At 75.7% G+C, this 26,488-nt stretch carries 24 protein-coding genes; 16 read left to right on the plus strand and 8 right to left on the minus strand.

The features are described from left to right. Nucleotides 1–78 precede the first annotated feature (78 nt). Nucleotides 79–1,401: a Na+/H+ antiporter NhaA gene (gene nhaA / locus JOF54_RS12650; RefSeq protein ID WP_210056279.1), complete on the plus strand. Its 1,323-nt coding sequence runs from the start codon at nt 79–81 to the stop codon at nt 1,399–1,401. 69 nt (nt 1,402–1,470) lie between these two features. On the opposite strand, the gene acs is transcribed toward nhaA, so the two are convergent. The 4 genes from acs to JOF54_RS12670 all read right to left on the minus strand — a co-directional run bounded on the left by acs (nt 1,471) and on the right by JOF54_RS12670 (nt 6,397). Further along, nucleotides 1,471–3,405: an acetate--CoA ligase gene (acs, locus tag JOF54_RS12655; protein ID WP_210059532.1), complete on the minus strand. Its 1,935-nt coding sequence runs from the start codon at nt 3,403–3,405 to the stop codon at nt 1,471–1,473. 148 nt (nt 3,406–3,553) lie between these two features. Further along, nucleotides 3,554–5,191 carry a monocarboxylic acid transporter gene (locus JOF54_RS12660; RefSeq protein WP_210056280.1) on the minus strand — a complete coding sequence of 546 codons (1,638 nt, stop codon included), beginning with the start codon at nt 5,189–5,191 and terminating at the stop codon, nt 3,554–3,556. Next, nucleotides 5,188–5,559, minus strand: coding sequence for a DUF485 domain-containing protein (locus JOF54_RS12665; protein WP_210056282.1), 372 nt, complete (start codon nt 5,557–5,559; stop codon nt 5,188–5,190). Before JOF54_RS12665 ends, JOF54_RS12660 begins: the two co-directional genes overlap by 4 nt. Nucleotides 5,560–5,644: 85 nt before the next feature. Beyond that, a complete protein-coding gene (locus JOF54_RS12670) occupies nt 5,645–6,397 on the minus strand; it encodes a class I SAM-dependent methyltransferase (RefSeq protein WP_210056284.1) in 753 nt (250 codons plus the stop codon). Nucleotides 6,398–6,413: 16 nt separating this feature from the next. Here JOF54_RS12670 and JOF54_RS12675 point away from each other — a divergent pair, with 16 nt between their 5' ends. The 8 genes from JOF54_RS12675 (at nt 6,414) to JOF54_RS12705 (ending at nt 12,621) form a co-directional block, all read left to right on the plus strand. Beyond that, nucleotides 6,414–7,100: an oxidoreductase gene (locus JOF54_RS12675; protein WP_307804113.1), complete on the plus strand. Its 687-nt coding sequence runs from the start codon at nt 6,414–6,416 to the stop codon at nt 7,098–7,100. A gap of 518 nt (nt 7,101–7,618) precedes the next feature. Beyond that, nucleotides 7,619–8,692, plus strand: coding sequence for a septum site-determining protein Ssd (gene ssd / locus JOF54_RS21025; protein ID WP_245358076.1), 1,074 nt, complete (start codon nt 7,619–7,621; stop codon nt 8,690–8,692). After that, complete coding sequence (locus tag JOF54_RS21030; RefSeq protein WP_307804114.1) at nt 8,689–9,840, plus strand: TadA family conjugal transfer-associated ATPase; 1,152 nt, start codon at nt 8,689–8,691, stop codon at nt 9,838–9,840. Before ssd ends, JOF54_RS21030 begins: the two co-directional genes overlap by 4 nt. Beyond that, on the plus strand, nt 9,837–10,652 hold the full coding sequence (locus JOF54_RS12685; RefSeq protein WP_210056286.1) for a type II secretion system F family protein: 816 nt from the start codon (nt 9,837–9,839) through the stop codon (nt 10,650–10,652). Before JOF54_RS21030 ends, JOF54_RS12685 begins: the two co-directional genes overlap by 4 nt. A 2-nt stretch (nt 10,653–10,654) precedes the next feature. Beyond that, nucleotides 10,655–11,449 carry a type II secretion system F family protein gene (locus JOF54_RS12690; RefSeq protein WP_210056295.1) on the plus strand — a complete coding sequence of 265 codons (795 nt, stop codon included), beginning with the start codon at nt 10,655–10,657 and terminating at the stop codon, nt 11,447–11,449. 148 nt (nt 11,450–11,597) lie between these two features. After that, the gene (locus JOF54_RS12695; RefSeq protein WP_210056297.1) at nt 11,598–11,864 is read left to right on the plus strand and encodes a DUF4244 domain-containing protein; all 267 of its coding nucleotides are present in this window, start codon (nt 11,598–11,600) and stop codon (nt 11,862–11,864) included. Nucleotides 11,865–11,875: 11 nt separating this feature from the next. Further along, a complete protein-coding gene (locus tag JOF54_RS12700) occupies nt 11,876–12,250 on the plus strand; it encodes a TadE family type IV pilus minor pilin (protein ID WP_210056299.1) in 375 nt (124 codons plus the stop codon). Continuing rightward, entirely contained in the window at nt 12,247–12,621 is a 375-nt protein-coding gene (locus tag JOF54_RS12705; RefSeq protein ID WP_210056301.1) for an Rv3654c family TadE-like protein, read from the plus strand. Before JOF54_RS12700 ends, JOF54_RS12705 begins: the two co-directional genes overlap by 4 nt. A 5-nt stretch (nt 12,622–12,626) precedes the next feature. On the opposite strand, the gene JOF54_RS12710 is transcribed toward JOF54_RS12705, so the two are convergent. The 3 genes from JOF54_RS12710 to sftH are packed head-to-tail and all read right to left on the minus strand — an operon-like array spanning nt 12,627 to nt 15,764. Further along, on the minus strand, nt 12,627–12,884 hold the full coding sequence (locus JOF54_RS12710; protein ID WP_210056303.1) for a DUF6191 domain-containing protein: 258 nt from the start codon (nt 12,882–12,884) through the stop codon (nt 12,627–12,629). Then, the gene (locus tag JOF54_RS12715; protein WP_210056305.1) at nt 12,881–13,357 is read right to left on the minus strand and encodes a hypothetical protein; all 477 of its coding nucleotides are present in this window, start codon (nt 13,355–13,357) and stop codon (nt 12,881–12,883) included. Before JOF54_RS12715 ends, JOF54_RS12710 begins: the two co-directional genes overlap by 4 nt. A gap of 37 nt (nt 13,358–13,394) precedes the next feature. After that, nucleotides 13,395–15,764, minus strand: a complete 2,370-nt coding sequence (sftH, locus tag JOF54_RS12720) for a DEAD/DEAH box helicase (protein ID WP_210056308.1) — start codon at nt 15,762–15,764, stop codon at nt 13,395–13,397. A gap of 147 nt (nt 15,765–15,911) precedes the next feature. Between sftH and JOF54_RS12725 the strand changes: the two genes are divergently transcribed. The 3 genes from JOF54_RS12725 (at nt 15,912) to JOF54_RS12735 (ending at nt 20,684) form a co-directional block, all read left to right on the plus strand. Continuing rightward, nucleotides 15,912–18,293: a sodium-translocating pyrophosphatase gene (locus JOF54_RS12725; RefSeq protein WP_210056310.1), complete on the plus strand. Its 2,382-nt coding sequence runs from the start codon at nt 15,912–15,914 to the stop codon at nt 18,291–18,293. Nucleotides 18,294–18,385: 92 nt separating this feature from the next. Next, nucleotides 18,386–19,798 carry a CPBP family intramembrane glutamic endopeptidase gene (locus tag JOF54_RS12730; RefSeq protein WP_210056312.1) on the plus strand — a complete coding sequence of 471 codons (1,413 nt, stop codon included), beginning with the start codon at nt 18,386–18,388 and terminating at the stop codon, nt 19,796–19,798. Nucleotides 19,799–19,889: 91 nt separating this feature from the next. Continuing rightward, nucleotides 19,890–20,684: a DUF4184 family protein gene (locus tag JOF54_RS12735; RefSeq protein ID WP_210056315.1), complete on the plus strand. Its 795-nt coding sequence runs from the start codon at nt 19,890–19,892 to the stop codon at nt 20,682–20,684. Here the strand turns inward: JOF54_RS12735 and JOF54_RS12740 are convergent. Further along, nucleotides 20,604–21,515 (minus strand): oxygenase MpaB family protein, encoded by a 912-nt coding sequence (locus tag JOF54_RS12740; RefSeq protein WP_245358078.1) that lies wholly within the window; start codon nt 21,513–21,515, stop codon nt 20,604–20,606. The genes JOF54_RS12735 and JOF54_RS12740 overlap by 81 nt on opposite strands. Before the next feature lie 80 nt (nt 21,516–21,595). On the opposite strand from JOF54_RS12740, the gene JOF54_RS12745 reads away from it, so the two are divergent. The 4 genes from JOF54_RS12745 (at nt 21,596) to JOF54_RS12760 (ending at nt 26,488) form a co-directional block, all read left to right on the plus strand. After that, entirely contained in the window at nt 21,596–23,491 is a 1,896-nt protein-coding gene (locus tag JOF54_RS12745; RefSeq protein WP_210056317.1) for an AMP-binding protein, read from the plus strand. Between the two features lie 65 nt (nt 23,492–23,556). After that, nucleotides 23,557–24,609 carry a FecCD family ABC transporter permease gene (locus JOF54_RS12750; protein WP_210056319.1) on the plus strand — a complete coding sequence of 351 codons (1,053 nt, stop codon included), beginning with the start codon at nt 23,557–23,559 and terminating at the stop codon, nt 24,607–24,609. Further along, entirely contained in the window at nt 24,606–25,664 is a 1,059-nt protein-coding gene (locus tag JOF54_RS12755) for a FecCD family ABC transporter permease (protein ID WP_307804116.1), read from the plus strand. Before JOF54_RS12750 ends, JOF54_RS12755 begins: the two co-directional genes overlap by 4 nt. Nucleotides 25,665–25,669: 5 nt before the next feature. Then, a complete protein-coding gene (locus JOF54_RS12760) occupies nt 25,670–26,488 on the plus strand; it encodes an ABC transporter ATP-binding protein (protein WP_210056321.1) in 819 nt (272 codons plus the stop codon).

Below are 26,488 nucleotides of genomic sequence, written 5' to 3' on the forward strand. Positions count from 1 at the left end.
TCGGTAGGCTGGCCCGCGGTGCGCCGGGAAGTCTGGTCGGCAACGTCCGTGACGACCCCTGAACCCGAGGAGCACCCTGTGCCCCAGCCCGCCCGCCCGCCCGGCACCCTGTTCGGCCGCGGCTCCTGGCCCGAGGTCTCCCGCGTCACCGCGCTGCTGCGCCGCGAGACCGTCGGCGGGGCTCTGCTGCTCGTCGCCACCGTGCTGGCCCTGGCCTGGGCCAACTCGCCGTGGTCGGCCGGCTACACCGCCCTCCGTGACTTCTCGGTGGGCCCGGCCGCGCTGCACCTGGACCTGACGCTGGGCACCTGGGCGGCCGACGGGCTGCTGGCGGTCTTCTTCTTCGTCGCCGGTCTGGAGCTCAAGCGCGAGTTCGTGGCCGGCGACCTCCGCGACCCGCGCAAGGCCGCGCTGCCCGTCGTCGCGGCCGTCGGCGGCATGGCCGTCCCGGCCCTGGTCTTCGTGCTGGTCAACCTGCGCACGGGCGACGGCGCCCTGCAGGGCTGGGCCATCCCGACGGCGACCGACATCGCCTTCGCCCTCGCCGTGCTCGCCGTCATCAGCACGCACCTGCCGGTCGCCCTGCGGACCTTCCTGCTGACCCTCGCCGTCGTCGACGACCTGCTGGCCATCACCATCATCGCCATCTTCTACACCCGCGACCTCGAGCCGCTGCTGCTCCTCGCCGCCCTCGTGCCGCTGGGGCTGTTCGGCCTGCTGGTCCAGCGCCGGGTCCGCTCCTGGTGGCTGCTGCTCCCGCTCGCGGCCGCCGCCTGGGCCCTCGTCCACGCGTCCGGGGTGCACGCCACCGTGGCCGGCGTGCTGCTGGGGTTCACCGTGCCGGTGCTCCGCAGCCAGGCGGCCGGCGGTCCCGAGGCCGGCCCCGGGCTCGCCGAGCACTTCGAGCACCGGGTGCGGCCGATCTCGTCCGGGTTCGCCGTGCCGGTGTTCGCCTTCTTCGCCGCCGGGGTCACCGTCGGCGGGCTGGACGGCCTGGTGACCGCGCTGCAGGACCGGGTGGCGCTGGGCATCGTGGCCGGGCTGGTGGTCGGGAAGACCGTCGGCGTCCTCGGCTCGACCTGGCTGATGGCCCGCTTCACCCGCGCGCGGCTGGACACCGACCTGCGCTGGGTCGACGTGGCGGGGCTGTCGGTGCTGGCCGGCATCGGCTTCACCGTGTCCCTGCTGATCGGCGACCTGGCCTACGGCGCCGGGAGCACCCGCGACGAGCACGTCAAGGTCGGGGTGCTCTGCGGCTCGCTGCTCGCCGCGCTGCTGGCCGCGGTCATCCTTCGGCTGCGCAACCGGACCTACCGGCGGATCTGCGAGGCGGAGGAGCGCGACGCCGACGCCGACGGCACCCCGGACGTCTACCAGGGGCAGGGCCGCGCGGAGGCCTGAGGTCGTACCGGAGCCACGGAGCGGAGCGGCGGGGGCGGGGAGCCGTCGGCCGGCCCCCCGCCCGCAGGCTCAGTCCTCGCTGGCCGGGCTGGCGGCCAGGTTCTCCTGGATGAGGTCCATCACCGAGGAGTCGGTGAGCGTGGTGACGTCGCCCAGCTCGCGGTTCTCGGCGATGTCGCGCAGCAGCCGCCGCATGATCTTGCCCGAGCGGGTCTTGGGCAGCTCCTCCACGACCATGATCTGCCGCGGCTTGGCGATCGCACCGATCTCCTTGGCCACGTGGTTGCGGAGCTCCTGCACCACGTCGGGCCCGCCGTCGCCGGCCTCGGAGCGCAGGATGACGAAGGCGACGACGGCCTGGCCGGTCGTCGGGTCGGTGGCGCCGACGACGGCCGCCTCGGCCACTTTCGGGTGGCTGACCAGGGCCGACTCGATCTCCGTCGTCGACATCCGGTGGCCGGACACGTTCATCACGTCGTCGACGCGGCCGAGGAACCAGATGTCGCCGTCCTCGTCCTTCTTCGCCCCGTCCCCGGCGAAGTACATGCCGGGGAAGCGCGACCAGTAGGTGTCGACGTAGCGCTCGTCGTCGCCCCAGAGGGTGCGCAACATCGCGGGCCAGGGGTGGGTGACGGTGAGGTAGCCGCCCTCGCCGTTCCCGACGGGCTGCGCCTCGTCGTTGACGACCTCGACCTTGACGCCGGGCACCGGCGTCATGGCCGCGCCCGGCTTGCCCACGGTCACCCCGGGCATCGGCGAGATCATGTGCATGCCCGTCTCGGTCTGCCACCAGGTGTCGACCACGGGCGTCCGGTCGTGCCCGATGTGCTCGCGGTACCAGACGTAGGCCTCGGGGTTGATCGGCTCGCCGACCGAGCCGAGCAGCCGCAGCGAGGACAGGTCGTAGCCGTCCGGGATGTCGGAGCCCCACTTCATGAAGGTGCGGATGGCCGTCGGCGCGCAGTAGAGGATCGTGACGCCGTACTTGTCGATGAGCTCCCACCAGCGCCCCTTGTGGGGGGTGTCGGGGGTGCCCTCGTACATGACGCTGGTGGCGCCGTTGGCCAGCGGACCGTAGACGAGGTAGGAGTGCCCCGTCACCCAGCCGATGTCGGCCGCGGTCCAGAAGACGTCGGTCTCGGCCTTGAGGTCGAAGGTCGCCCAGTGGGTCCAGGAGGTGCCGACCAGGTAGCCGCCGGTGGTGTGCAGGATGCCCTTCGGCTTCCCGGTGCTGCCGGAGGTGTACATGATGTAGAGCGGGTGCTCGGCCGGGAAGAACTCCAGCGCGTGCTCGGTGGGCTGGCCGCCGACGAAGGTGTGCCACCAGTGGTCGCGCCCCTCGGTCATCGGGGTCTCCTGGTGCGTCCGCTGGACGACCAGCACGTGCCGCACGTCCGGGCAGGACTCCAGGGCGGCGTCGACCGACGGCTTGAGGGCCGACGGCTTGCCGCGGCGGAACCCGCCGTCGGCGGTGATGACCACCTCGACGCCGCAGTCCTGGATCCGCGAGGCGAGCGCGTCGGCGGAGAACCCGCCGAAGACGACGGTGTGCGGGGCGCCGATCCGGGCGCAGGCCAGCATGGCCACGACGGCCTCGGGGATCATCGGCAGGTAGATCGCCACCCGGTCCCCGGCGACGACGCCCAGCTCGGCGAGCGCGTTGGCGGCCTGGCGCACCTCGGCGGCCAGGTCGGCGTAGGTGATCGTCCGGGTGTCGCCCGGCTCGCCCTCGAAGTGGAAGGCGACCCGGTCGCCGAGGCCCGCCTCGACGTGGCGGTCCAGGCAGTTGTAGGCGGCGTTCAGCCGGCCGTCGGCGAACCAGCGGGCGAAGGGCGGGTTGCTCCAGTCCAGCACCTCGGTGGGCGGGGTCTCCCAGCTGATCCGCCGCGCCTGCTCCGCCCAGAACGCCTCGACGTCGGCGTCGGCCTCGGCGTAGGTGGCCGCGGTGACGTTGGCGTGCGCGGCCAGTTCCGGGGGCGGGGGGAAGCGACGGTCCTCCTGCATCTGGTGGGACAGTCCCTCTTCGCTCACGCTGGTCCTCCTCGACGGCTGCTGCGCTCCGGACGGCGGTCCGGCGCTGCTCAGGTTAGCGAGCGGCCTCCCGCCGCGCCGCCGCCGGTCGGGCCCGGGCGGCGGCGGGCGGGGAGCCGGCTCAGTGGCTGGTGGCCTTCTCCGCACCGGCCCCGGTGAGGGAGCGGACCGACAGCTCGTCGTAGCGACGCTCCGACTCCGGGTCCCGGCTCAGCAGCGTCCCGACGATGCCGCAGAGGAAGCCGAACGGGATCGACACCAGGCCGGGGTTCCGCAGCGGGAACCAGGCGAAGTCGGCGTTCGGCATCAACGACGTCGGGGTGCCGGAGGTGACGGGTGAGAAGACCACCAGCAGGACGGCGGCCACCAGACCGCCGTAGATGCTGCAGGTGGCGCCCAGGGTGTTGAAGCGCCGCCAGAACAGGTTGAACAGCAGGGCCGGCAGGTTGGCCGACGCCGCGACGGCGAAGGCCAGGGCCACCAGGAACGCGATGTTCAGCCGCTGTGCGGGGATGGCCAGCGCGATGGCCACCGCGCCGATGGCGAAGGCCGCGATCCGGACGACGACCAGCTCGCTCTTCTCGCTGGCCCGTCCCTTCTTGAGGACGCTCGCGTAGAGGTCGTGCGCCACCGAGGAGGCCGAGGTCAGCGTCAGCCCGGCCACGACGGCCAGGATGGTGGCGAACGCGACCGCCGAGATCAGGGCCAGCAGGACCGACCCGCCGAGGGTGCCCTCACCGCCGCCGACGGCCTGGGCCAGCAGTGGGGAGGCCGCGTTGCCCGAGCTGGAGGCGATCTGGCTGCCCTTCCCCGTGTCGACGAGCGCCGCCGCGCCGAAGCCCAGGACCAGGGTCATCAGGTAGAAGGCGCCGATGAGGCCGATGGCCCACAGCACCGACTTGCGGGCGGCGTGCGCCGTCGGCGTCGTGTAGAAGCGGATGAGGATGTGCGGCAGGCCCGCCGTGCCCAGCACCAGGGCCAGGCCGAGGGACAGGAAGTCGAACTTGCCGACCAGGTCCTTGCCGTAGAGCTGGCCGGGCTGCAGGAAGGCCGCCCCCTTGCCCGACTTCTCCGCGGCCGCACCCAGCAGCTCGGAGAGGTTGAAGTGGAACTGGGCCAGCACGAGGATCGTGATCAGCAGCGTGCCGATCATCAGCAGCACGGCCTTGACGATCTGCACCCAGGTGGTGCCCTTCATGCCCCCGAGCGTGACGTAGATGATCATCAGCACGCCCACCCCGACGATGACGAGGTTCTTGACCGCGGCGTCGTTGACGCCGAGCAGCAGCCCGACGAGGCTGCCGGCCCCGACCATCTGGGCCAGCAGGTAGAAGATCGACACGACGATGGTCGAGGACGCCGCCGCCGAGCGGACCGGCGTCTGCCGCATCCGGTAGGCGAGCTGGTCGGCCATCGTGTAGCGGCCGGAGTTGCGCAGCAGCTCGGCCACCAGCAGCAGGGCCACGAGCCAGGCGACGAGGAAGCCGATCGAGTAGAGGAAGCCGTCGTAGCCGTACAGCGCGATGGAGCCGGAGATGCCCAGGAAGGACGCGGCCGACATGTAGTCGCCGCCGATGGCCAGGCCGTTCTGGAAGCCCGTGAACGAGCGCCCGCCGGCGTAGTAGTCGGCGGCGGTCTTGTTCTGCCGCGAGGCCCAGAAGGTGATCCCGAGGGTGATGGCCACCACGACGAGGAACAGCCCGATGGTGAGCCCGCGGTTGTCGCCGGCGGCCAGCGGGAGCAGCAGCGGGGCGCTCACCGGTCGCCGCCCTGCTCGAAGCGGTCGCGCAGCCGGGTGGCCAGCGGGTCGAGGGCCCGGGTCGCGTGCCGGGAGTAGAGGAACGCGATGACGAAGGTGGAGACGAACTGCAGCAGCCCGAACACCACGGCGACGTTGATGTTGCCGACCACCGGGGTGTCCATCAGCCCGCGCGCCCAGTTGTTGGCGACGACGTAGGTGATGTACCAGGCCATGAAGGCCAGGGTCGCCGGGAACGCGAAGCGCAGGTAGCGGCGCTTCAGCTCGACGAAGTCCGGCTCGGCGGCGATCTCGGCGTAGGCGTCCTCGTGGGCGCTGCGCGGGCTCCGGCCGCCGTGCTCGGGGATGGGGGTGGTGCTCTCCGTCATCGGGCCTCCACGGGTAGTCGTGGACGCACCATAACGGTGACCTACGACACATCGCGCGGGGCACGCACGATCGGGCCGCCGTCGGTCAGAGGCGGATCTCGAGCGCGTCCTCGTCCTCGACCAGCACCAGACCGGCGTGGTCGACCTCGGCGCGCCAGCAGGACGCCTGGAACGGCAGCAGCAGCGGCTCGGGGCGGCGGGCTGAGGTGTCGTACAGCTCCTCGACGTCGGCCACCAGACGGGCCCGGCGGTCCTCGCTGAGCGCGGCCGCCCACGGCTGCCGCTGGACCATCGCCACCAGCCCGGACCGGGTGATCGGGACCCAGTTGCGGAAGTTCCGCCGCTCCAGTCCGGTGAAGTACGGGCTCTCCGTGAGGGACTGCACCGCCTCGGTGCCGAAGTCGCCGGCCATCGCCTGCGGGTCGGCGTCGCGCATCAGCGCGGTGAGCCGGCGGACCCACGGCACCGTGTCGTCGCGGGTGTTGTAGGCGATCGCGAGGTGGCCGCCCGGCCGGAGCACCCGGGCGATCTCGGTCAGGGCGAGGCCCGGCGCGAAGCGGTGCAGGGTCTGGGAGGCCGTGACCACGTCGAAGTGGCAGGAGAGGTAGGGCAGCGACTCGACCTGCCCGGCCACGTGCAGCCGGGTGCCCAGCCGCTCGGCGAGGTGGGCGACGGCGCCGACCTCGCGGTCCAGCCCGAACACCTCGTGTCCCGCGTCGTGCAGCATGGCCGCGAAGCCACCGCGGCCGCTGCCGAGGTCCAGCACGCGGGCCCGCCGCTCACCCACCATCCAGCGGGTGGCCGCCTCCGGATAGGGGGTCCGGCGCGCGTCGGTCATGGGGCAGACTCTAGTGGTGCCCGACCCGCTCGCCGATCTCGCGCGGCTGGAGGGCGTCCCCTCAGCGGTGGCCGCCGCCCTCGCCGCCGTCGACGTCGTGCTGCGGGACCGGGGCGAGCGCCGGCTCAGCCCGGACGCCGTGGCCGGCTCGCTGCTCCGCGGGGCGCGGGCGAGCGCCGCACTCACCGGGGACGGCGACCGCTGGCTCCCCGGCACCGTGCGGCTGTCCGCCGAGCTGACCGCGCTGGCCGCCACGCTGAGGGTCGCCCCCGCCCAGGCGCTGGCCCGCGCGCACGTGCTGGTGGCCCGCGGGGTGGTGCCGGAGGACGCGCTGGGCCGGGTGCGCGGCGACGCGGCGACGACGGAGCGGCTGGCCGGGCTGACCGGCCTGCTCACCGGCTCCGGGTCGGCGTCGGCCGTGGTGCTCGCCGCGGTGGTGCACGCCGAGCTGGCCGACCTGGCGCCCTTCGGCTCGGCCGACGCCGTGCTGGCCCGGGCGGCCGAGCACATGGTGCTCATCTCCGCCGGGGTGGACCCGCGGGGCGCTGTCCCGGTCGAGGCCGGGCACGCGGACGCGGGAGCGGCCTACGCCGCCGCGCTGGCCGGCTACGCCGGCGGGACCCTGACGGGGGTGCGCGACTGGCTGCTGCACTGCACGACGGCCCTCGGCCGGTCCGCGGAGCTCGCCGCGTTGACGGGCTGAGCGTGCGTCCTGGGCCGGGTGCGGGCGGTCCCGGCGACCGGGAGATGGGTTGGCACGGCGCCCGCGGTGCGGGCGCCGTGCCGGGCTCGGTTCCGGAGCGACCATGCGTGCTGTTTCTCCGCGTTGGCCCAGGTGGACCTGGATCGCAACTGCCCCTCAGGGATGGGTGATCGCCGCGTGGGTACTGCCGTCTCGAGCCGTCGACCGTTCGGGGGGTGGCGTCCCTGCGGCTGACCCGGTGACCCACCGGGCCCGTCGCCCCGGGCTCATCGCCACCGGCGTCGCGGTCCTTTCCTGGGTTCTGTTGTACACGGGATCGGGGGGTGCGGGAAGGGGTCGCGGGACGCGGATCTTCTTTGACCGGACATGCCCCGGGGAGGCCGTCGGCCGCCCGTCCGGTGCTCCTGGGGACGCCGACGGAGGTGCGTCGTCCACAGGTCAAACGCCGCCCTCCGGGCCGCGTCCACAGGCCCGCCCGTCCGCGCCCGGTGAGGCCGCGGGCTGCCCAGACTTCCGCCATGGACCTGCCCGGAGCGACCCCGCCCGTCGTCGTGACCGCCGACCCCGAGCTGCTGGCCCGCGTGCACGCCGTGACGGCGACGCTCGCCGTCCAGCCCCGGCTCCTCGACCAGCCGGCCGAGGTCCGCGACGTCTGGGCGTCGGCCCCGCTCGTCGTGGTCGGCCCGGACCTGGCGGCGGCGCTCGCCAGCCTCCGGCTCCCGCCGCGTCGGGGGCTGCTGGTCGTCGGCCACGACGAGGCGCCGGCGGCGGCCGTGCGGCACTCCGCGGGCCTGGGGGCGGCCGTGCTCACCCTGCCCAGCGGCGCGGAGGCCCTGGCCGACGCGGTGAGCGGGCTGGCGGGCCGGTCGCCGGGGTCCGGCCGGCTGCTCGCGCTGACGGGCGCCTCCGGCGGGGTCGGGACGTCAACGGCCGCCGCTGCCCTCGCGCTGGTCGCCGCGCGGGACGGCACCCGGGCGGCGCTCGTCGACCTCGACGAACGGGGCGGCGGGCTGGACCTGCTGCTGGGGGCCGAGCAGCACGAGGGCTGGCGCTGGCCCCGCCTGAGCGGCGCGCGCGGCTTCCTCGGCGACCTGCACGGCCAGCTGCCCGTGGTCGAGGGCGTCGACGTGCTGGCCACGGCGCGGCTCCCCGACAGCGGCGCCCCGCTCACGGGGGAGGCGGTCGGCGCCGTGCTGCTCTCCCTGCTGCGCAGCCACGCGCTGGTGGTCGTCGACCTGCCGCGGGAGGCGACGGCGGGTGCCGCCGAGGTGCTGCGGCGGGCCGAGGAGGTGCTGCTGGTGGTGCGCGCGGACGTCCGCGGGGTGGCGGCGGGGCGCGAGGCGGCCCGGCTGCTCGTCCCGTCCTGCGCCGCGGTGCGGGTGCTCACCCGGCACGCCCGGCGCAGCGGTCTGGCCGGCGCGGCGGCCGCCGAGGCGCTGGGACTGGGCAGCGCCGGGGTGCTGCCGCACGACCCGGCGGCGCTCGCCGCGGGCGAGCGGGGGGAGCCGCCCGCCCGGTCCGACCGCAGCGTGCTCGCGCGCACCGCCCGGGCGGTGCTCGCGCAGTGCCTGCCCGCGGAGGTGCGGGCGTGAGCGCCCCGGTGGAGCTGGACCCGCTGCGCACCCGGCTGGTCGCCCTCGGCCGCCCGCACACCGCGCACGACGTGGCCGAGGCGATGCGGGCCGAGGGCCGGCTCGTCACCGACGCCGTCCTCGTCGAGACGGTGGAGGCGCTGCGCCGGCACAGCGTCGGCGCGGGTCCGCTGGAGCCGCTGCTGCGGCTGCCCGGGGTCACCGACGTCCTGGTCAACGGTCCCGAGCAGGTCCTCCTCGACCGCGGGGCCGGGTTGGAGGCCGCCGACGTCCGCTTCGGCTCCGACGCCGAGGTGCGGGCGCTGGCCCAGCGGCTGGCCGCGTCGGTGGGCCGCCGGCTCGACGACGCCTCGCCCTTCGTCGACGCTCGGCTGCCCGACGGCACCCGCCTGCACGCCGTCCTGGCGACGGTGGCCCGGCCCGGCACCTGCCTGTCGCTCCGCGTCCCCGCCCGCCGCGGTCTCGGCCTCGACGACTTCGTCGCCTCGGGGGCCATGGGGCCGCGGGCGGCCGCCCTGCTGCGGCGTCTCGTCGAGGCCCGGCTCGCCTTCCTCGTCAGCGGGGGCACCGGCTCGGGCAAGACGACGCTGCTCAGCGCGCTGCTGGCGCTGGTGCCGCCCGGTCACCGGATCGTCGTGGCGGAGGACTCCCGCGAGCTCGACCCGGCCCACCCGCACGTGGTCCGGCTGGAGGGCCGGCCGGCCAACGCCGAGGGGGCCGGGGCGCTCGGCCTCACCGAGCTGGTCCGCCAGGCGCTCCGGATGCGGCCGGACCGGCTGGTGGTGGGCGAGGTCCGCGGGGCCGAGATCTGCGACCTGCTGCGGGCCCTCAACACCGGGCACGAGGGCGGCTGCGGCACCGTGCACGCCAACTCGGCCGAGGACGTGCCCGCCCGGCTCGAGGCCCTCGGCGCCCTGGGCGGGCTGGGCCGGGCGGCCCTGCACGCCCAGATCGCCTCCGCGCTGGACGTGGTGCTGCACATCCGGCGCGACGAGGCCGGGGTGCGCCGGCTGGCGGAGGTGCACGTGGTGGTCCGCGACGAGCGCTCCGGGCTGACGAGCACGTCACCGGCGGTCACCTTCGGTCCCGGGGGCCGGTCGCGGCTGGGTCCCGGCAGCGCGCGGCTCGAGAGGCTGCTCGACCGATGACCGGGCTCGCCGTGCTGCTCGCCGTCGTCGCCGTCCTGCTCGGGGTGCCACGCCCGGTGCGGGGCTGGTCGAGGTCCGCCCCGCCGGTTCCGCCTGCGACGGCCGGGAGGACGCGCCCGCCCGCACGGGCGGTGCTCCTGGCTGCCGCCGGGCTCGCCGCCCTCCCCGTGCTGGCCGGTCTGCTGGGCGGCGCGCGCGCCGCCGTGCCGGGGGTGGCCGGGGCCCTCGTCCTGGCCACCGCGGCCCGGCTGGTGGTCCTCGCGCTCGCGCGGCGGGCCGCCGACCGGACGGCGGCGGAGGTCGTGCAGGGCTGCACCGTCCTGGCGGCCAACCTGCGCGTCGGCCAGGTGCCCAGCCGGGCGCTGGCCACCGCCGCCGCCGCCTGCCCGGTGCTGCGGCCCGCGCACGAGACGCTCCTGCTGGGCGGCGACGTCACCGAGGTGTGGCTCCGGCAGGCCACGGGTCCGGGAGCCGGTGGGCTCCGCGAGCTGGCCCGGGCCTGGCAGGTGGCGAGCCGCAGCGGCGCCTCGCTCGGCAGCACGCTCGAGCAGGTGGCGGCCGGGCAGAGCGCCGACCAGGCGCTGCGGGCCGTCGTGGGCGGGGAGCTGGCGGCACCCCGGGCCACGGGCAAGCTCATGGCCGCCCTCCCCGTGCTGGGCCTGGGGATGGGCTACCTGCTCGGCGGCGACCCGGTCGGCTGGCTGACCGCGGGCCCGGCTGGCTGGGCCTGCACCGTGCTCGGGACCGCCCTCGCCTGCACCGGGGTGCTGTGGATCGAGGCGCTGGCCCGTGCCGCGTCGGTGCAGGCCTAGCCGTGGAGCCGCTGCTCCCCGCCCTCGGCCCGCTGCTGCCGGCGGTCCTCGCCGGCGGCGCCTGCCTGCTGGCCCTGACGCCGCCGCGGGGCGGGCTGCGCCGGATCCGCCCGGGGCCGGTGCCCGCGCCGGACGCACCCGTGGGCCCGGTCCGCCGGGCGCTCCGCGGTCGTCCCGGCGCACCACCGCTGGCCCGTCGGCTCGTCCTCGGCGGTGCGGCGGCCGCCGGGGTGTGCCTGGTCGCGTCCCGGCTGCTCGACCTCGGCGGGTGGGCCGGCCTCGCGTGGCCGCTGCTCGCCGTGGTCGCCGCCGTCCTCCTGGGCGGGCTGGAGCCGCGCGCCGCCCAGGTCCGCAGTGCCCGGCTGGTCGCCGACGTCCCGCAGGCACTGGAGCTGGTGGCCGACGGGCTGGCGTCGGGGCTGCCGCTCCGCGGGGCCTGCGCCGTCGTGGCCGAGGCCTTCGACGGGCCCGTGGCGGAGGAGCTGGGGACGGTCCTCCGCTCCGTCGAGCTCGGGGTGGGTGACGGTCCGGCCTGGGCGCTGCTCGCCCGCCACCCGCAGCTGGGGGAGGCGGCGGCGGAGCTCGCCCGCTCGGCCGACGCGGGCACCGAGCTCGTGGCCGCGCTGCGCCACCACGCCGCCGCGGCCCGCGAGCGACGACGGGCGGCGCTGCAGCAGCGTGCGCGGAGCGTGGGCGTGCGCAGCGTCCTGCCCCTGATGACGTGCTTCATCCCGGCGTTCCTGCTGCTCGGGGTCGTCCCGACCGTCGTCTCGGCCGTCGTCCACGCCTTCGGGTGAGGGCCCCGTCCGTCCACAGCCCCGGGGGCGGCGGCCCGGTCGTGCACAGCGCAGCCGCGCGACGCACCAGCGGGGCTGGCGCTCCGGAGAGTCCCGGTGCAGCCAACGTGGCTGCCGCACAGGGTGCGAGTTCTCCCAGGAGGTCCAGATGACGACGACGAACGAGGCCGGCTCCGGTGTCCGGTGCACGGGTCCGGCGACCGGTACGGCGGTGGCCGTGCCGGTGACGGCCGACGGCCGCACGGTGACCCGCCGCGGTGAGCGCGGCATGGTCAGCGCGGAGTGGGCGGTGGGCATCATCGCCGCGATCGGGATCGCGGGCGTGCTGCTCGCGGTGGTGACCAGCGGACCGGTGGAGAAGGCCATCCTGAACTTCATCCTGCTGGTCATCCAGGCCTTCGCGCGCGGGATCTGAGGGCCGTCGCCGTGGTTCCCGCTCGCGGGGTCACGCGCTCGCGCGGCGGGCGCGGGATGGTGACGGCCGAGCTGGCCGTCGCCATCCTGGCGGCGCTCAGCCTCTTCCTGCTGCTGTGCTGGGGCGTGCTCCTGGTCGTCATGCAGCTGCGCTGCGTGGACACCGCGGCGGCGGTGGCGCGGCAGGAGGCGCGGGGCGACCGGGAGGCGTCGGCTGTCGTCCGGGCCCAGGCTCCGGACGGGGCGCGGGTGCAGGTCCAGCGGCGCTCCGGCCAGGTGGTGGTGCGGGTGGAGGTGACGGTCGCGCCGCTGCGGGGCGGGAGGCTCGCGGTGCCGCTCTCGGCCGAGGCGGTCGTCGTGCCGGAGCCCGGCGGGACAGGCCGGTGACCGGCCGTGTCCGGCGAGGAGACCAGCGGGGCAGCGCGTCGGTGCTGGTCGCCGGCGTGATGGGGGTCGTCGTCGTGCTCACCGGGGTCGCGCTGCTGGTGGCCGGCTACGAGGTCGCCCAGCACCGGGCCCGGGCCGCCGCCGACCTCGCGGCGGTGAGCGGGGCCGTCGCCTTCGCGGCCGGACGCGACGCGTGCGACCAGGCGCGGAGGACCGCTCGCGACAACGACGCCACGGTGCTCAGCTGCAGCACGGTCGGCGACCCGGTGGAGTACGTCGTCAGCGTGCGGGTCGCCCTGCCGGTGCGGAGCCGGGTGCGGGGCCTGCCGAGGCGCGTCGTCGGCGAGGCCCACGCAGGGTCGGCCCCGTGAGCGCGCTAGTCCGCCGGGTCCTCGGCGGTCTCCGGCGCGGTGCCGGAGCCGGCGGCGGGGGAGGCGTCGGCCGGGTCGGCCGCTGCCGCGTCGACGGGCTCGGGAGCCGGTCGGCGGACGGTGATCTTGGCGACCCCGGCCTCGAGGTCGATGCCGAGCGGCGAGCCGCCGCCGTGGGTGGGCTTGGAGACGAGCATCTTCTGGCGTTCCTTCTCTTCTCGGAGGTACCGGAGCCCCGGGTTGAAGATCTCCCCGAAGCTCATCGGAGGGACTGGTCGCGGGTGGCCTCGTCCGCCTCGTCCAGCAGGCGCGACCGCTCGGCCGGGGTCGTGGTCGGGCTGTCGTCGTCCCGGGTGGACGTCACCTCGTCGGACGCGGCCGGCCGGTCGGAGGATGCGGACGAGGAGGGCGCGCTCGTCGTCCTGGGTGCGGCAGAGCCCGTGGTCTGGGCCGCGGGCGCGCCCGGGGCGGACGCGCCGGGCGTGCCGACGGCGGCCGAGCGCAGCGCCTTGACCCGGCGGCGCCGGGCCCGGCCGCGACGCAGGCCGACCACCAGCAGGAGGAGGGCGAGCGCCAGCACGAGCATCGCGGCGGCCCCGGCCAGGAACACACCGCTGCTGGTCACCGGCACGGTGGCGCCCAGCACGGACAGGTCGTACGACGCACCGCTGCCCAGCAGCACCGCGGCGGCGAACACCAGCACCAGCACGACGAGCACGAGAGCGAGGGCCACCATGACGCCAGTATGGCCGGACGCCGCGGGCCCGGCGCCGCTACGCGCCGGTGGCCGGCGGGGGCTGCAGCAGCCGGAGCAGGGACGCGGCGAGCTGCTTGTCCAGCCCGCGCTGGGCGTCGCCGCAGTCGGCGGCCACCACGCAGGCGGGGCACCCGTTCTCGCAGCGGCACGCCTCGACCCGCTCCAGCGCCGCGGCCAGCCAGGCGGGGCCGGCCCCGAAGGCCTGCTCGGTGAAGCCCGCGCCGGCGGGCTGCTGGTCGTAGAACGTGACGGTGAGCAGGCCCGTGCCGAGGTCGGCCGCGGTCGTGTACCCGCGGACGTCCCAGCGGTCGCACGGCGCGTGCATCGGCAGCAGGCCCAGGGCCAGGTGCTCGAGCCCGTGCGCCCCGGCCGCCAGCCGGGCCAGCGGGACGGACTCGTCGACCTCGGCCAGCGGGAGCGTCAGCCAGGTGCCGCTGGTCACCAGCCGGTGCTCGGGCAGGTCCAGCGGCGTCGAGTCCCAGACGGTGCCGAGCACCTCGTCGCGGCGGAGGTATCCGGTGACCTGGCTGGTGACGGCGATCTGGCCGCGGTGCAGCCAGCCCCGGCCGAGGGCCCGCCGGACGTGCTCGGCGAGCACCTCGACGGCGGTGCTGGTCTGCGGCTGGGTGAGGTACCCCGGCCGGGCGGCGCGGACCAGCGCCTCGAGCCCCTCGTGGTCGAGCTCCTCGGTGAGGAAGCTCTCGCCCCGGTGCAGGTACACCGCCCCCGGGTGCACGGTGAGGTCGGCGGCGACGGGGTCGACGTGGCCCAGCACCCGGCCGGTGTCCACCTCGACGATCTCGACCTGGTCGGCGCGCGAGCCGCGCAGGTCGATGGTGTCGCACGCGCGCTCGGGGCGGGTCCAGTACCAGCCGTCGCGGCGCCGGCGCAGCGCGCCGGTCGCGGCCAGCCGCTCGGCGAGCGCCTCGATGTGCGGGCCGAACCAGGCCGCGTCGGCCGGCGTCAGCGGGAGCTCCTGGGCGGCGGCCGCCAGCTGCGGTCCCAGCAGGTAGGGGTTGCCCGGGTGCAGCAGCGTGGGCTCGACGGGCTGGTCGAGGAGGGCGGCGGGGTGCTCGGCGAGGTAGGCGTCGAGCGGGTGCGGGCGGGTCACCAGGGTCACCCGCGCCGGCCGGCCCCGGCGTCCCGCCCGGCCGGCCTGCTGCCAGAAGGCCGAGCGGGTGCCGGGGAAGCCGGCCATCACGACGGCGTCCATGCCGGCGATGTCGACGCCCAGCTCCAGGGCGTTGGTCGCGGCGACCCCGGCCAGCCTGCCGTCCTGCAGCGCCTGCTCGAGGCGCCGCCGGTCGGCGGCGAGGTAGCCGCCCCGGTAGGCGGCCACCCGGGGTGCGGTCCCGGGCCCGCCGCCGTCGTCGGGCGGCGACCACGCGTCGAGCTGCTGCTGTGCGCGCCGGGCCACCACCTCCGCGCCGCGGCGCGAGGGCACGAAGGCGATGGTCTGGGCTCCCGCGGCCACCGAGCGGGCCAGCAGGTCGGCGGTCTCGTCCTCGGTGGAGCCGTGCGGCTCGCGGAGCACCACCTCGACCGGCCCGCGCGCGGAGCGGTCGACGTCGACGGTGGTGACGGCCGACCGGTCGACGCCGATGAGCTCGGCCGCCGTCCGACCGGGGTCCCCGGCGGTGGCCGAGGCGACGACGAAGACGGGGTCCGCCCCGTACGCGGCGGCCAGCCGGCGGAGGCGCCGCAGCACCAGCGCCACCTGCGAGCCGAAGACGCCGCGGTAGCGGTGGGCCTCGTCGACGACGACGAAGCGCAGGGAGGAGAGGAAGCCGGCCCAGCGCGCGTGCCCGGGCAGCAGCGAGAAGTGCAGCAGGTCGGGGTTGGTCAGCAGGTGCACCGCCTGCTCCCGGGCCCAGGTGCGGTCGTCGGGGCTCGTGTCGCCGTCGACGGCGGCGATCGGCCAGCCCGAGAGGCCGAGGTCCGCGCACGCGCGGAGCTGGTCGTGGGCCAGGGCCTTGGTGGGCGCGAGGTACAGCGACGTGTGCGGGCGGCCGGCCACCCGCCAGGCGGCGGTGCCGGTCGGTTCCGGGCGCGGCGGGCCGGCCGGGGCCAGCCCGGCCCGGGTGGCGGCCAGCACGGGCATCAGGTAGCCCAGCGTCTTGCCCGAGGCCGTCCCCGTGGACAGGGCGACGTGCCGTCCCCGCCAGGCGGCCTCGGCGGCCTCGACCTGGTGCTGCCAGGGCTGCTCCACGCCGGTGCCCGCGAAGGCCTCGCGCAGCTCGTCGGGCAGCCAGCCGGGCCAGGGGGCGTGCGTGCCCGCCCGGGCCGGCAGCCGCCGGACGTGCCGGACCCCCGGCTCCGCCTCGTCGACGGGTGGCAGGGCGGGCGCCCCGGGCCGCCCGACCACCGCTCCGGTCCCCGCGCTCATCCCTCCAGCGTGGCACGGCCGCGGCGCCGGGACGCGCCCGCGCCGTGCCGCGGGGACCCGAGCGGACCAGTAGGGCATGTGGTTAGACTGCGCGCGGCTGAACCCAGGCCCTTTCTTTCGCACGGACATGGTCGAGGAGGACTTTGTATGCCCGTACTTCCAGTTCCTTTGGAAGTGACCGCCATCCCGGTTTCGGGAGGCAATCTCACCCTCGTCGCCATCGTCGGCGTGATCGCGCTCCTGGCGCTCGTGATGGCGGTGATCTTCCGCCGCGAGGTGCTCGCGGCCCACGACGGCACCGAGAACATGAAGACGATCGCGCTCGGCGTCCAGGAGGGTGCCTCGGCATTCCTCGGACGTCAGTTCCGCACGTTGTCGGTCTTCGCCGTGGTGGCCTTCTTCCTGCTCCTGGCCCTGCCGGCCCGCGGCAGCGGTGACTTCGGCGAGTGGACCCTCCGCATCTTCCGCTCCATCGCCTTCTTGGCGGGCGCGGTGTTCTCCGCCCTGATCGGCTACCTCGGCATGTGGCTGGCGGTGCGGGCCAACGTCCGCGTCGCCTCCGCCGCCCGCGAGGGCGGCCGCGACCCGGCCATGAAGATCGCTTTCCGCACCGGTGCCCACGTCGGCATGTCGACGGTCGGCCTCGGCCTGCTGGGCGCCTCGGTGTTCGTCTTCTTCTTCCGCAGCGACGCCCCGGTGATCCTCGAGGGCTTCGGTTTCGGCGCCGCCATGCTCGCCATGTTCATGCGCGTCGGCGGCGGCATCTTCACCAAGGCCGCGGACGTCGGCGCCGACCTCGTCGGCAAGGTCGAGCAGGGCATCCCCGAGGACGACCCGCGCAACGCGGCGACCATCGCGGACAACGTGGGCGACAACGTCGGCGACTGCGCCGGCATGGCCGCGGACCTCTTCGAGTCCTACGCCGTCACCCTCGTCGCCTCGCTGATCCTCGGCAAGGCGGCCTTCGGCGAGGCCGGGCTCGTCTTCCCGCTGATCGTGCCCGCCATCGGCGTGATCACCGCCCTCATCGGCATCTACCTCACCAAGCCGCGGGCGGGGGAGAACGGCCTCAAGACCATCAACCGGTCGTTCTACCTCTCGGCCGCGATCTCGGCGGTGCTCTGCGCGATCGCCTCCTTCGCCTACCTGCCCTCCTCGTTCGCCGCCCTCGGCGTGCCGGGCGCGCAGGCGTTCACCGGTCCGGTCGACGACCCGCGGGTCGTGGCCATCGGCGCCGTCGTCATCGGCATCCTGCTGGCCGTCGTCATCCTGGCGCTGACCGGCTACTACACCGGCACCGAGGACCGGCCCGTCAAGGACATCGGCCGGACCTCGCTGACCGGGGCGGCCACCGTCGTGCTGGCCGGCATCTCCGTCGGCCTGGAGTCGGCCGTCTACACCGCCCTGGTCATCGCGGCCGCGGTCTACGGCGCCTTCCTGCTCGGCGGCTCGGGCGTCGTCGCCCTGTTCGCGATCGCCCTCGCGGGCTGCGGCCTGCTGACCACGGTCGGCGTCATCGTGGCCATGGACACCTTCGGCCCCGTCTCCGACAACGCCCAGGGCATCGCCGAGATGTCGGGCGACGTCGACGGCGAGGGCGCGCAGATCCTCACCGAGCTCGACGCGGTGGGCAACACCACCAAGGCCATCACCAAGGGCATCGCGATCTCGACGGCCGTGCTGGCCGCGACGGCGCTGTTCGGGTCCTACACCGACGCGATCCGTGACGTGCTCGCCGACCGCTACGCCGCCTTCGCCGCAGAAGCGGTCGTCTTCGACCCGCAGACCCTGGTCGGGGTGATCCTCGGCGCCGCCGTGGTGTTCCTCTTCTCGGGCCTGGCCATCACCGCCGTCGGCCGTGCCGCCGGCGCGGTGGTCTACGAGGTGCGCCGCCAGTTCCGCGAGATCCCCGGGATCATGGAGGGGACCGGCAAGCCGGAGTACGGCAAGGTCGTCGACATCGTCACCAAGGACTCGCTGCGCGAGCTGGCGACGCCGGGCCTGCTGGCGATCTTCGCCCCGATCGCCGTCGGCTTCGGCCTCGGCGCCCCGGCCCTGGCCGGGTACCTCGGCGGCGCGATCGCCTCCGGCACCCTGATGGCGGTCTTCCTGGCCAACTCGGGCGGCGCCTGGGACAACGCCAAGAAGCTGGTCGAGGACGGCAACCACGGCGGCAAGGGCTCGCCCGCCCACGAGGCCACCGTCATCGGCGACACCGTCGGTGACCCGTTCAAGGACACCGCCGGTCCGGCCATCAACCCGCTGATCAAGGTGATGAACCTGGTCGCCGTGCTGATCGCCCCCGCGGTCGTCGCGATGTCCCCGTTCAGCGAGACCCCCAGTGCGTGGCGCTACGCCATCGCCCTGGTCGCGCTGGCGATCATCGTCGTCGCGGTCGTCATCAGCAGCCGGCGCGGCATGGCCATGGCGGACACCCCCGACGCGCCCACCGGGCCGGGGGCGGCCGTCGAGCAGGCCACGGACGGGGCCGACCTCACGTCGGCGCCCCGCACCGAGCACACCGCCTGAGCGGACGGCGGCTCCCGCCGTCGTCCACAGATCCCACCTCCACCGGCCCCGGTCCGCCTCTGCGGACCGGGGCCGGTGGCACACTGGCCGGGATGAGCGAGCAGCCGGGCGACGCCCCCTCCGAGCCCCAGCAGCCCGACGCAGGAGCGGTCCCGCCCGCGTCCGACGGACCGGCGCAGCCCCGGCCGCCCGCGTCCGCGGACGGTCTGACGCCGCCGGTCCACCCGGGGCAGCCGTACCCCGGGCAGCCGTTCCCGAGCCGGCCCACCTCCGACCAGCCGTGGGTCGCCCCGCCGGCCCCGTGGTCCGGTCAGCAGGGTCCCCCGCCGCCGCGCCATCCGCAGGGCTACGCCCCGCAGAGCCCGCCGCCTGGCCACCCCCCGCAGCCCTACGCCCCGCAGCCCTACGCCCCCCAGCCCTACGCCCCCCAGGGCCACCCGCCCCCCGGCTTCCCGCCCCAGGGCTTCCCGCCCGGCTACGGCCCGGTCGCCCCGTGGGGTCCGCCGCCCCGCCCGCCGGCGATGCCGCAGGAGCCCGTCCGCTACCCCCAGCTGCTCCGCGGCCCCCGGCACCGCTGGTGGAAGCCGCTGCTGACGATGCTGCTCGCCGGCGCGATCTTCCTCGGCCTGAGCGTCCTCTCCGTCGTCCCGCCGCTGGTCGTCGGCCTGGCCACGGGCCGGTCCGACCTGGGTGGCTACGTGTTCGGGACGCTCACCGACGTCGACGACCTCGGCGTCGTCGGCTTCATCGCGCTCAACCTGTCGCTGGTGATCCTCATCCCCACGGTCATGTTCTCGATCTGGGCGGTGCACGGCGTCCGGCCGCGCTTCAGCACCTCGGTCACCGGCGGCATCCGGTGGGGCTGGATGCGGCGGTGCCTGCTCGTCGTGGTGCCGGTGTGGGTGGTCTACGTCGGGATCACCCTGCTGGTCGACCAGCCGAGCGGCCCGCGGCCCGCGCACTGGGGGGCTCTGCTGGTCGTCGTCCTGATCATGACGCCGTTCCAGGCGGCGGGCGAGGAGTACTTCTTCCGCGGCTGGATCCTGCAGGTCCTCGGCTCGTGGTTCCGGCGCCCCGTCGTCGGCCTCGTGGTCACGACGGTCATCTCCTCGATCGCCTTCTCCGCCGCGCACGGCAGCCCCGACGTCTGGGTGGTGGGCAGCATCGCCTGCCTCGCGGTGGCCGGCTGCCTCGCCACCTGGCGCACCGGCGGGCTGGAGGCGGCGATCGCCATGCACGCCGTCAACAACATTCTCGCCTTCGTCACCGTCATCCTCTTCGGCGGCTGGAAGGACGCCTTCATCGGCTCCGACACCACGGGGACCTTCCTGCAGTTCGCCCTCTCCGTGGTGGTGCACGGCGTCGCGCTGGTGCTGATCTGGCGCGAGGCCGGCCGGACCGGGCTGCAGGCGCTCACCCGGCCGGCCGCCCCGGCGCCCGCGCCGCTGCCGCCCGCGCCCGCGCCCGCGTGGCAGCCGGCGCCCGCGGGCCCGCCCCCGAGCTGACCCCTCCCTCTGGGCACCTCCGCCCGCTCCCGGCCCGCGGGGCTGACGCTCCGGCCCCCGCGGCGGCACGGACTCCGGCAGGCTGTCCTGCGTGCCGTTCACCCTCAGCCACGCCGTCGCCGTCCTGCCGCTGGCCCGCAGCCGTCGGCTGGTCCCGGCGGCCCTGGTCATCGGCTCGTGGGTGCCGGACCTGCCCTACTTCGTGCCGTTGCCGGTCGGGTCGCGCTGGACCCACGCGGCCAGCGGTCCGGTGAGCGTCGACCTGGTGCTCGGGCTGCTCGTCCTCGTCCTGTGGCGGCTGGTCCTGCGCCGACCGCTGGCCGACCTGGCGCCGCGCTGGCTGCGGGAACGGCTGCGGCCACCGGCCGCGCTCACCCCGGGGCTGCTGCTCGCGGCGGCGGTGTCGGTGGTGCTGGGGGCGCTCACCCACGTCGTCTGGGACACCTTCACCCACGCCGACCGCTGGGGCACCACGCACGTCGCGCTGCTGGCGGAGCCGCTCGGCCCGCTGCCGGCCTTCAAGTGGTTCCAGTTCGCCAGCGGGCTGCTGGGGCTGGCGGGCCTCGGCCTCTGGCTGCTGCTCTGGGTCCGGCGGACCCCGGCTCGCCCGGTGCCCACCGCCACCCTGACGGCGGCCCGGCGGACGGCCTGGCTGGTCGGCGTCGCGGTCGTGCTGGTCACCGCCGCGCTGGTGGGCGGGCTGGCGCTGGCGGGCGGGCGCTCGCTGGAGGCGTCGGCCTTCGCCGTCGCGACCCGCTCGATGGGGGCCGGCGCGGCCGCGGTGCTGGCGGTCTGCCTGCTGTGGTCAGCCGGCGGCGGCCGGCTGGGGCGGCTCGGGCAGGTCCGTGGTGTCGCCGAGCGCCCAGCGCAGCGTGAGCATGGCTGAGCGGGCCAGCGGCCGGACGACGAGCCGGTCGGCCGTCGGCAGCGTGGGCAGCAGCAGGGTGGTCCGCACCCACGGCGGAAGGGTGGAGACGGCGCCGGCGGCCAGCACCCCGAAGCCGAGCCGGGCGGGGCCGGTGAGCGGGGGGTCGCGGAGCAGCATCGCCGCCACGTCGCGGGCGGCGGGGGTGCTGCGCAGCTCGGGCCGGTAGCGCTCCAGCAGGGCGACGGCCTGCTCCCACGTCCGCGGCGGGTCCACGACGCCGAGCCGCTGCGCCACCTCACCGGACTGGGCGACGTAGGCGTCGACCTCGGCGTCGGCGAGCCGGCGCGGGCCGAAGGCCTGGTAGCTGGTGACGAAGCTGTCGACCTGGGCGGCGTGCACCCAGCCGAGCAGGTGCGGGTCGCTCGCGGCGTAGGGCCGGCCCGCGGGCGTGGTGCCGGTGACGCGGCGGTGGATGGCCTGGACGACGCGGATGATCCGCTCGGCGTCCTCGACCGTGCCGTAGGTGGTGGTGGCCAGGTAGCGGCTGGTGTTCTGCAGCCGTCCCCACGGGTCGCCCCGGTAGCCGGAGTGCTCGCTGACGCCCTGCATGGCGACGGGGTGCAGCGACTGCAGCAGCAGCGCCCGGATCCCGCCGATGAACATCGACGTGTCGGCGTGCACGCGCCAGATGACGTCGTCCTCGGAGAACCAGCGCTCGCCCTCGGTGAACCAGATCCGCTCGTGGCTGGCGTTGAACTCCTCGCCGCCGATCCGGTCCCGCAGCATCTTGGCCAGGCCGGCCCGCTGGCGTCCGATCAGCGGTCGGGGGTCCAGCAGCAGGGGAGGCATCCCCCGGATCGTACGCTGGGCCCACAAGCGTCCGGGGCCGTCCGCCGACCCCTCGGCGCCACCCCGACGAGGAGGGCCCGATGGGCGCGTACGCCGACGAGCACCGCCGCAGCCTCGAGGACCCGGAGGGCTTCTGGGGCGAGCAGGCCCGGGCCGTCGACTGGTTCACCCGGCCCCGCACCGTGCTGGACGCCGGGGCCCCGCCCGCCGGCCGCTGGTTCCCCGACGGCGTCCTCAACACCTGCTACAACGCCCTCGACCGGCACGTCGTCCGCGGCCGCGCCGACGACCCGGCCCTGGTCTTCCACTCCGCCTACTCGGGCACCCGCCGCACCTACAGCTACGCCGACCTGCTGCAGGAGGTCGCCCAGCTGGGCGGCGGCCTGCGCGAGCTGGGCGTCGGACCGGGCGACCGCGTCGTCATCTCCATGCCGATGGTGCCCGAGGCCGTCATCGCCATGCTGGCCTGCGCCCGCCTCGGCGCCGTCCACTCGGTGGTGTTCGGCGGCTTCGCGGCGGCCGAGCTGGCCGCCCGGATCGACGACGCCCGCCCCAAGGTCGTGCTCATCTCCTCCTGCGGCCTGGAGCCCGGTCGGGTGGTGGAGTACAAGCCGCTGCTGGACGCCGCACTGGAGCGCAGCACCCACCGGCCCGACTACGTCGTGGTCCACCAGCGGCCCGAGGCGACCGCCGAGCTGCGCGGCGAGCGCGAGCTGGACCTCGCCGTGCTCATGCGGCCGGGGCAGTTCCAGCCGGCCGGCTGCGCCGAGCTGGCGGCCACCGACCCGCTCTACATCCTCTACACCTCGGGCACGACGGGGAAGCCGAAGGGCGTCGTCCGCGACCACGGCGGGCACGCCGTCGCGCTGGCCTACTCGATGCGGGCCGTCTACGACGTCGGCCCGGGCGACGTCATGTTCACCGCCAGCGACGTCGGCTGGGTGGTCGGCCACTCCTACATCGTCTACGCGCCGCTGCTGGTGGGGGCGACGACGGTGCTCTACGAGGGCAAGCCCGTCGGCACCCCGGACGCGGGCGCGTTCTGGCGGGTGGTCAGCGAGCACCGCGCGAAGGTGCTGTTCACCGCCCCGACCGCCATCCGGGCGGTCCGCCGGGCCGACCCGGAGGGCGCCTTCGTCCGTCGCTACGACCTCTCGAGCCTGCAGGCGCTGTTCCTGGCCGGCGAGCGCCTCGACCCCGACACGTTCGCCTGGGCCGGGGAGACGCTCGGCGTCCCCGTCGTCGACCACTGGTGGCAGACCGAGACCGGCTGGCCGATCGCCGCCAACCCGCGCGGGCTGGAGCCGCTGCCGCTGAAGCCGGGCTCGCCGTCGGTGCCGGTGCCCGGCTACGACGTGCAGGCCCTCGGGCCCGACGGCGCGGTGCTGCCGGCCGGCGAGGACGGCGCGCTCTGCCTGCGGCTGCCGCTGCCGCCCGGCACCCTGCCGACGGTCTGGGGCGACGACGACCGCTTCCGCCGCAGCTACCTCGACGCCTTCCCGGGCTGGTACCTCAGCGGTGACGGCGGCCACCTCGACGAGGACGGCTACGTCTTCGTCATGGGCCGCACCGACGACGTCATCAACGTGGCCGGGCACCGGCTCTCCACCGGCGCGATGGAGGCGGTGCTCGCCTCGCACCCGGCCGTCGCCGAGTGCGCCGTGATCGGCGTCGCCGACGCGCTCAAGGGCCAGGTGCCGCGCGGCCTCGTCGTCCTCGCCGACGGCGTGACCACGCCGGCGGGGCAGCTGGAGGCCGAGCTGGTCGCCCTCGTCCGGTCCGAGATCGGTCCCGTCGCCGCGCTCCGCCGGGTCGACGTCGTCGCCGCGCTGCCCAAGACCCGCTCGGGGAAGGTGCTGCGGCGCACCATGCGCGAGATCGCCGACGGCGGCCCCGGTGTCGTCCCCTCGACGGTGGAGGACGCCGACGTCGTGGAGCGGCTGCGGCCCGTGCTCCGGGACGACCGCGCGGGCTGACCCGGGCGGACCACCCCGGAGGGCGACGGCAGACAGCCGGCGGGAGGTCAGGTTAGGCTCGCCTTATGACCACGGTGGAGGCGCGACCCGACGTGCGCCGCCGCCCCGTCCGGCGCCCGCAGCGCAGCCGCCGGGTGACGGGCCTGGTCCTCACCGCCGCCGTCCTGGTGCTGCTGGTCTACCTCAGCCTGGCCGTGGGCACCCGGACCACCGGCGTCACCGCCGTCTGGGACGCCGTCACCCGCTACGACCCGGACAACACCGACCACCTCGTCATCCGCGAGCTGCGGCTGCCGCGCACGGTGATCGGCCTGCTGGCCGGGGCCGCGCTGGGCCTGGCCGGGGCGGTCATGCAGGGCGTCACCCGCAACCCGCTGGCCGACCCGGGCCTGCTCGGCGTCAACGCCGGCGCCTCGCTGCTCGTGGTGCTGTCCATCAGCCTGCTCGGGGTCACCAGCGCGCTGGGCTACATCTGGTTCGCCTTCGCCGGCGCCGCGGCGGCGTCCGTCGTCGTCTACGGCGTGGCCGCGCTGGGCCGCGACGGCGCCACCCCCCTCAAGCTCGCCCTGGCCGGGGCCGCGGTCAGCGCGGCGTTCGGCGCCGTGACCACGGCGTTCCTGCTCGTCGACCAGGCCACCTTCGACCAGTTCCGGTTCTGGCAGGTCGGCGCGCTGGCCGGCCGGGGGACCGACGTCATCGCCCAGGTCGCCCCGTTCCTGCTCGTCGGCTGCGTCGCCGCGCTGTTCCTCGGCCGGGTGCTCAACACCCTCTCCCTCGGCGACGACGTGGCCCGCGGGCTCGGCGCCCACGTGTCCCGCTCGCGGGGCGTCGCGGCCGCCGTCGTCGTGCTGCTCTGCGGCTCCGCGACCGCGGCCTGCGGCCCGATCGGCTTCGTCGGCCTCACCGTCCCGCACGTCGCCCGGATGATCGTCGGCCCCGACTACCGCTGGGCGCTGCCGTACTCGATGCTGCTGGCCCCGTGCCTGCTGCTGACCGCCGACGTCGTCGGCCGGGTCATCGCCCGGCCCGGCGAGGTCCAGGTGGGCATCGTCACCGCCCTCATCGGCGCCCCGGTCTTCATCGCCCTGGTCCGGCGCCGGCACGTGAGCGAGCTGTGACCGCGCTCCGCGAGGCGCCGACCCGGATGCCGCCCGACCCCGTGCGCGGGGTCCGGCGGCACCTGCGGCGCCGGACGGTGCTCACCTGCGCCGGCCTGCTCGTCGTGCTGGCCGTCGCGTTCGTCGCCGCCCTGGTCGTCGGGGACTACCCGTTGGCCGTCGGCGACGTGCTGGCCTCCCTCACCGGCCGCGGCACCCGGGCGTCGGACTTCATCGTCTACGACCTGCGGCTGCCCCGGGTGCTCAGCGGGCTGCTCGTCGGCTTCGCCCTCGGGATGGCCGGCGCGGTGTTCCAGACCATGCTCCGCAACCCGCTGGCCAGCCCCGACATCATCGGCATCACCGCCGGCGCCAGCGCGGCCGCGGTGACCGCGCTGCTGCTCCTCGGGCTCTCGGGTGTGGCCGTCGCCGCCTCGGCCTTCGGCGGGGCGCTGGTCACGGCGATGGCCATCTACCTGCTCGCCTGGCGCCAGGGCGTCGCGGGCACCCGGCTGGTGCTCGTCGGCATCGGCGTCGGCGCCGTGCTGCTCTCGGTCATCGACTTCCTCATGACCCGGGCGCAGGTGAACGACGCCCAGGTGGCGCTGGTCTGGCTGACCGGCAGCCTCAACGGGGCCGACGCCGGGGCGCTGCGCCCGCTCGCCGTGCTGGTGGTCGTCGTCGTGCCGCTCACCCTGTGGGCCGGCCGCACGCTCAGCGGCCTGCAGCTGGGTGACGACACCGCCCGGGCCCTCGGCGTCGGCGTCGAGCGCTCCCGGCTGCTGCTCATGCTGTTCGCCGTCGCCCTCGCGGCGGTGGCGACCTCGGTCGCCGGCCCGGTCGGCTTCGTGGCCTTCGTGTCGGGTCCGATCTCCCGCCGCCTCACCGGTGCGGCGGGCGCCGGGCTGGTCCCCGCCGGGCTGGTGGGCGCCGCCGTCGTCACCCTCGCCGACTTCGCCGGGCAGCACCTGCTGCCGATCCAGCTGCCGGTCGGCGTGCTCACCGCCGCCGTCGGCGCCCCCTACCTCATCTACCTGCTGCTGCGCACCAACGCCGCCTCCGCCCGCAAAGGATGACGACCATGACCCTGCTCGACACCCCCACGACCACCCACGAGCTGGAGACCCGCGGCCTCAGCCTCGGCTACGGCGACCGGCTGGTGGTGCAGGACCTGTCGCTGCCCGTGCCCACCGGGCGGGTCAGCGTGGTGATCGGCGCGAACGGCTGCGGCAAGTCGACGCTGCTGCGCGGGATGGCCCGGCTGCTGCCGCCGGCCTCGGGCGTCGTGCTGCTGGACGGCCGCGACCTGCACCGGATGCCCAGCCGCTCCGTCGCCCAGGTGCTCGGCCTCCTGCCGCAGGCGCCGACCGCGCCGGAGGGGATCACCGTCGCCGACCTCGTCGGCCGCGGCCGGCACCCGCACCAGACCTGGTTCCGCTCCTGGTCGGCGGCCGACGACCGCGCGGTCACCGAGGCCCTCGTGCTCACCGACACCCTCGAGCTGGCCGAGCGGCCCGTCGACGAGCTCAGCGGCGGCCAGCGGCAGCGGGTCTGGATCGCCATGGCGCTGGCCCAGCAGACCGACCTGCTGCTGCTCGACGAGCCCACCACCTACCTGGACCTCGCCCACCAGGTCGAGGTGCTGGACCTGCTCACCGACCTCAACCGCCGGCGCGGCACCACCGTGGTCATCGTCATGCACGACCTCAACCTGGCCTGCCGCTACGCCGACCACCTGGTGGCGATGAAGGACGGCCGCGTCGTCGCCGCCGGACCCTCGCAGGACGTCATCACCCCCGAGACGATCGCCGAGGTCTACGGGCTCACCGCCCGGGTGATCGACGACCCGGTCTCGCACACCCCCACCGTCATCCCGGTCGGCCGGCACCACTGCGGCTGA

Origin of the sequence: Microlunatus capsulatus (assembly GCF_017876495.1) — a bacterium.
Lineage (GTDB): Bacteria > Actinomycetota > Actinomycetes > Propionibacteriales > Propionibacteriaceae > Microlunatus > Microlunatus capsulatus.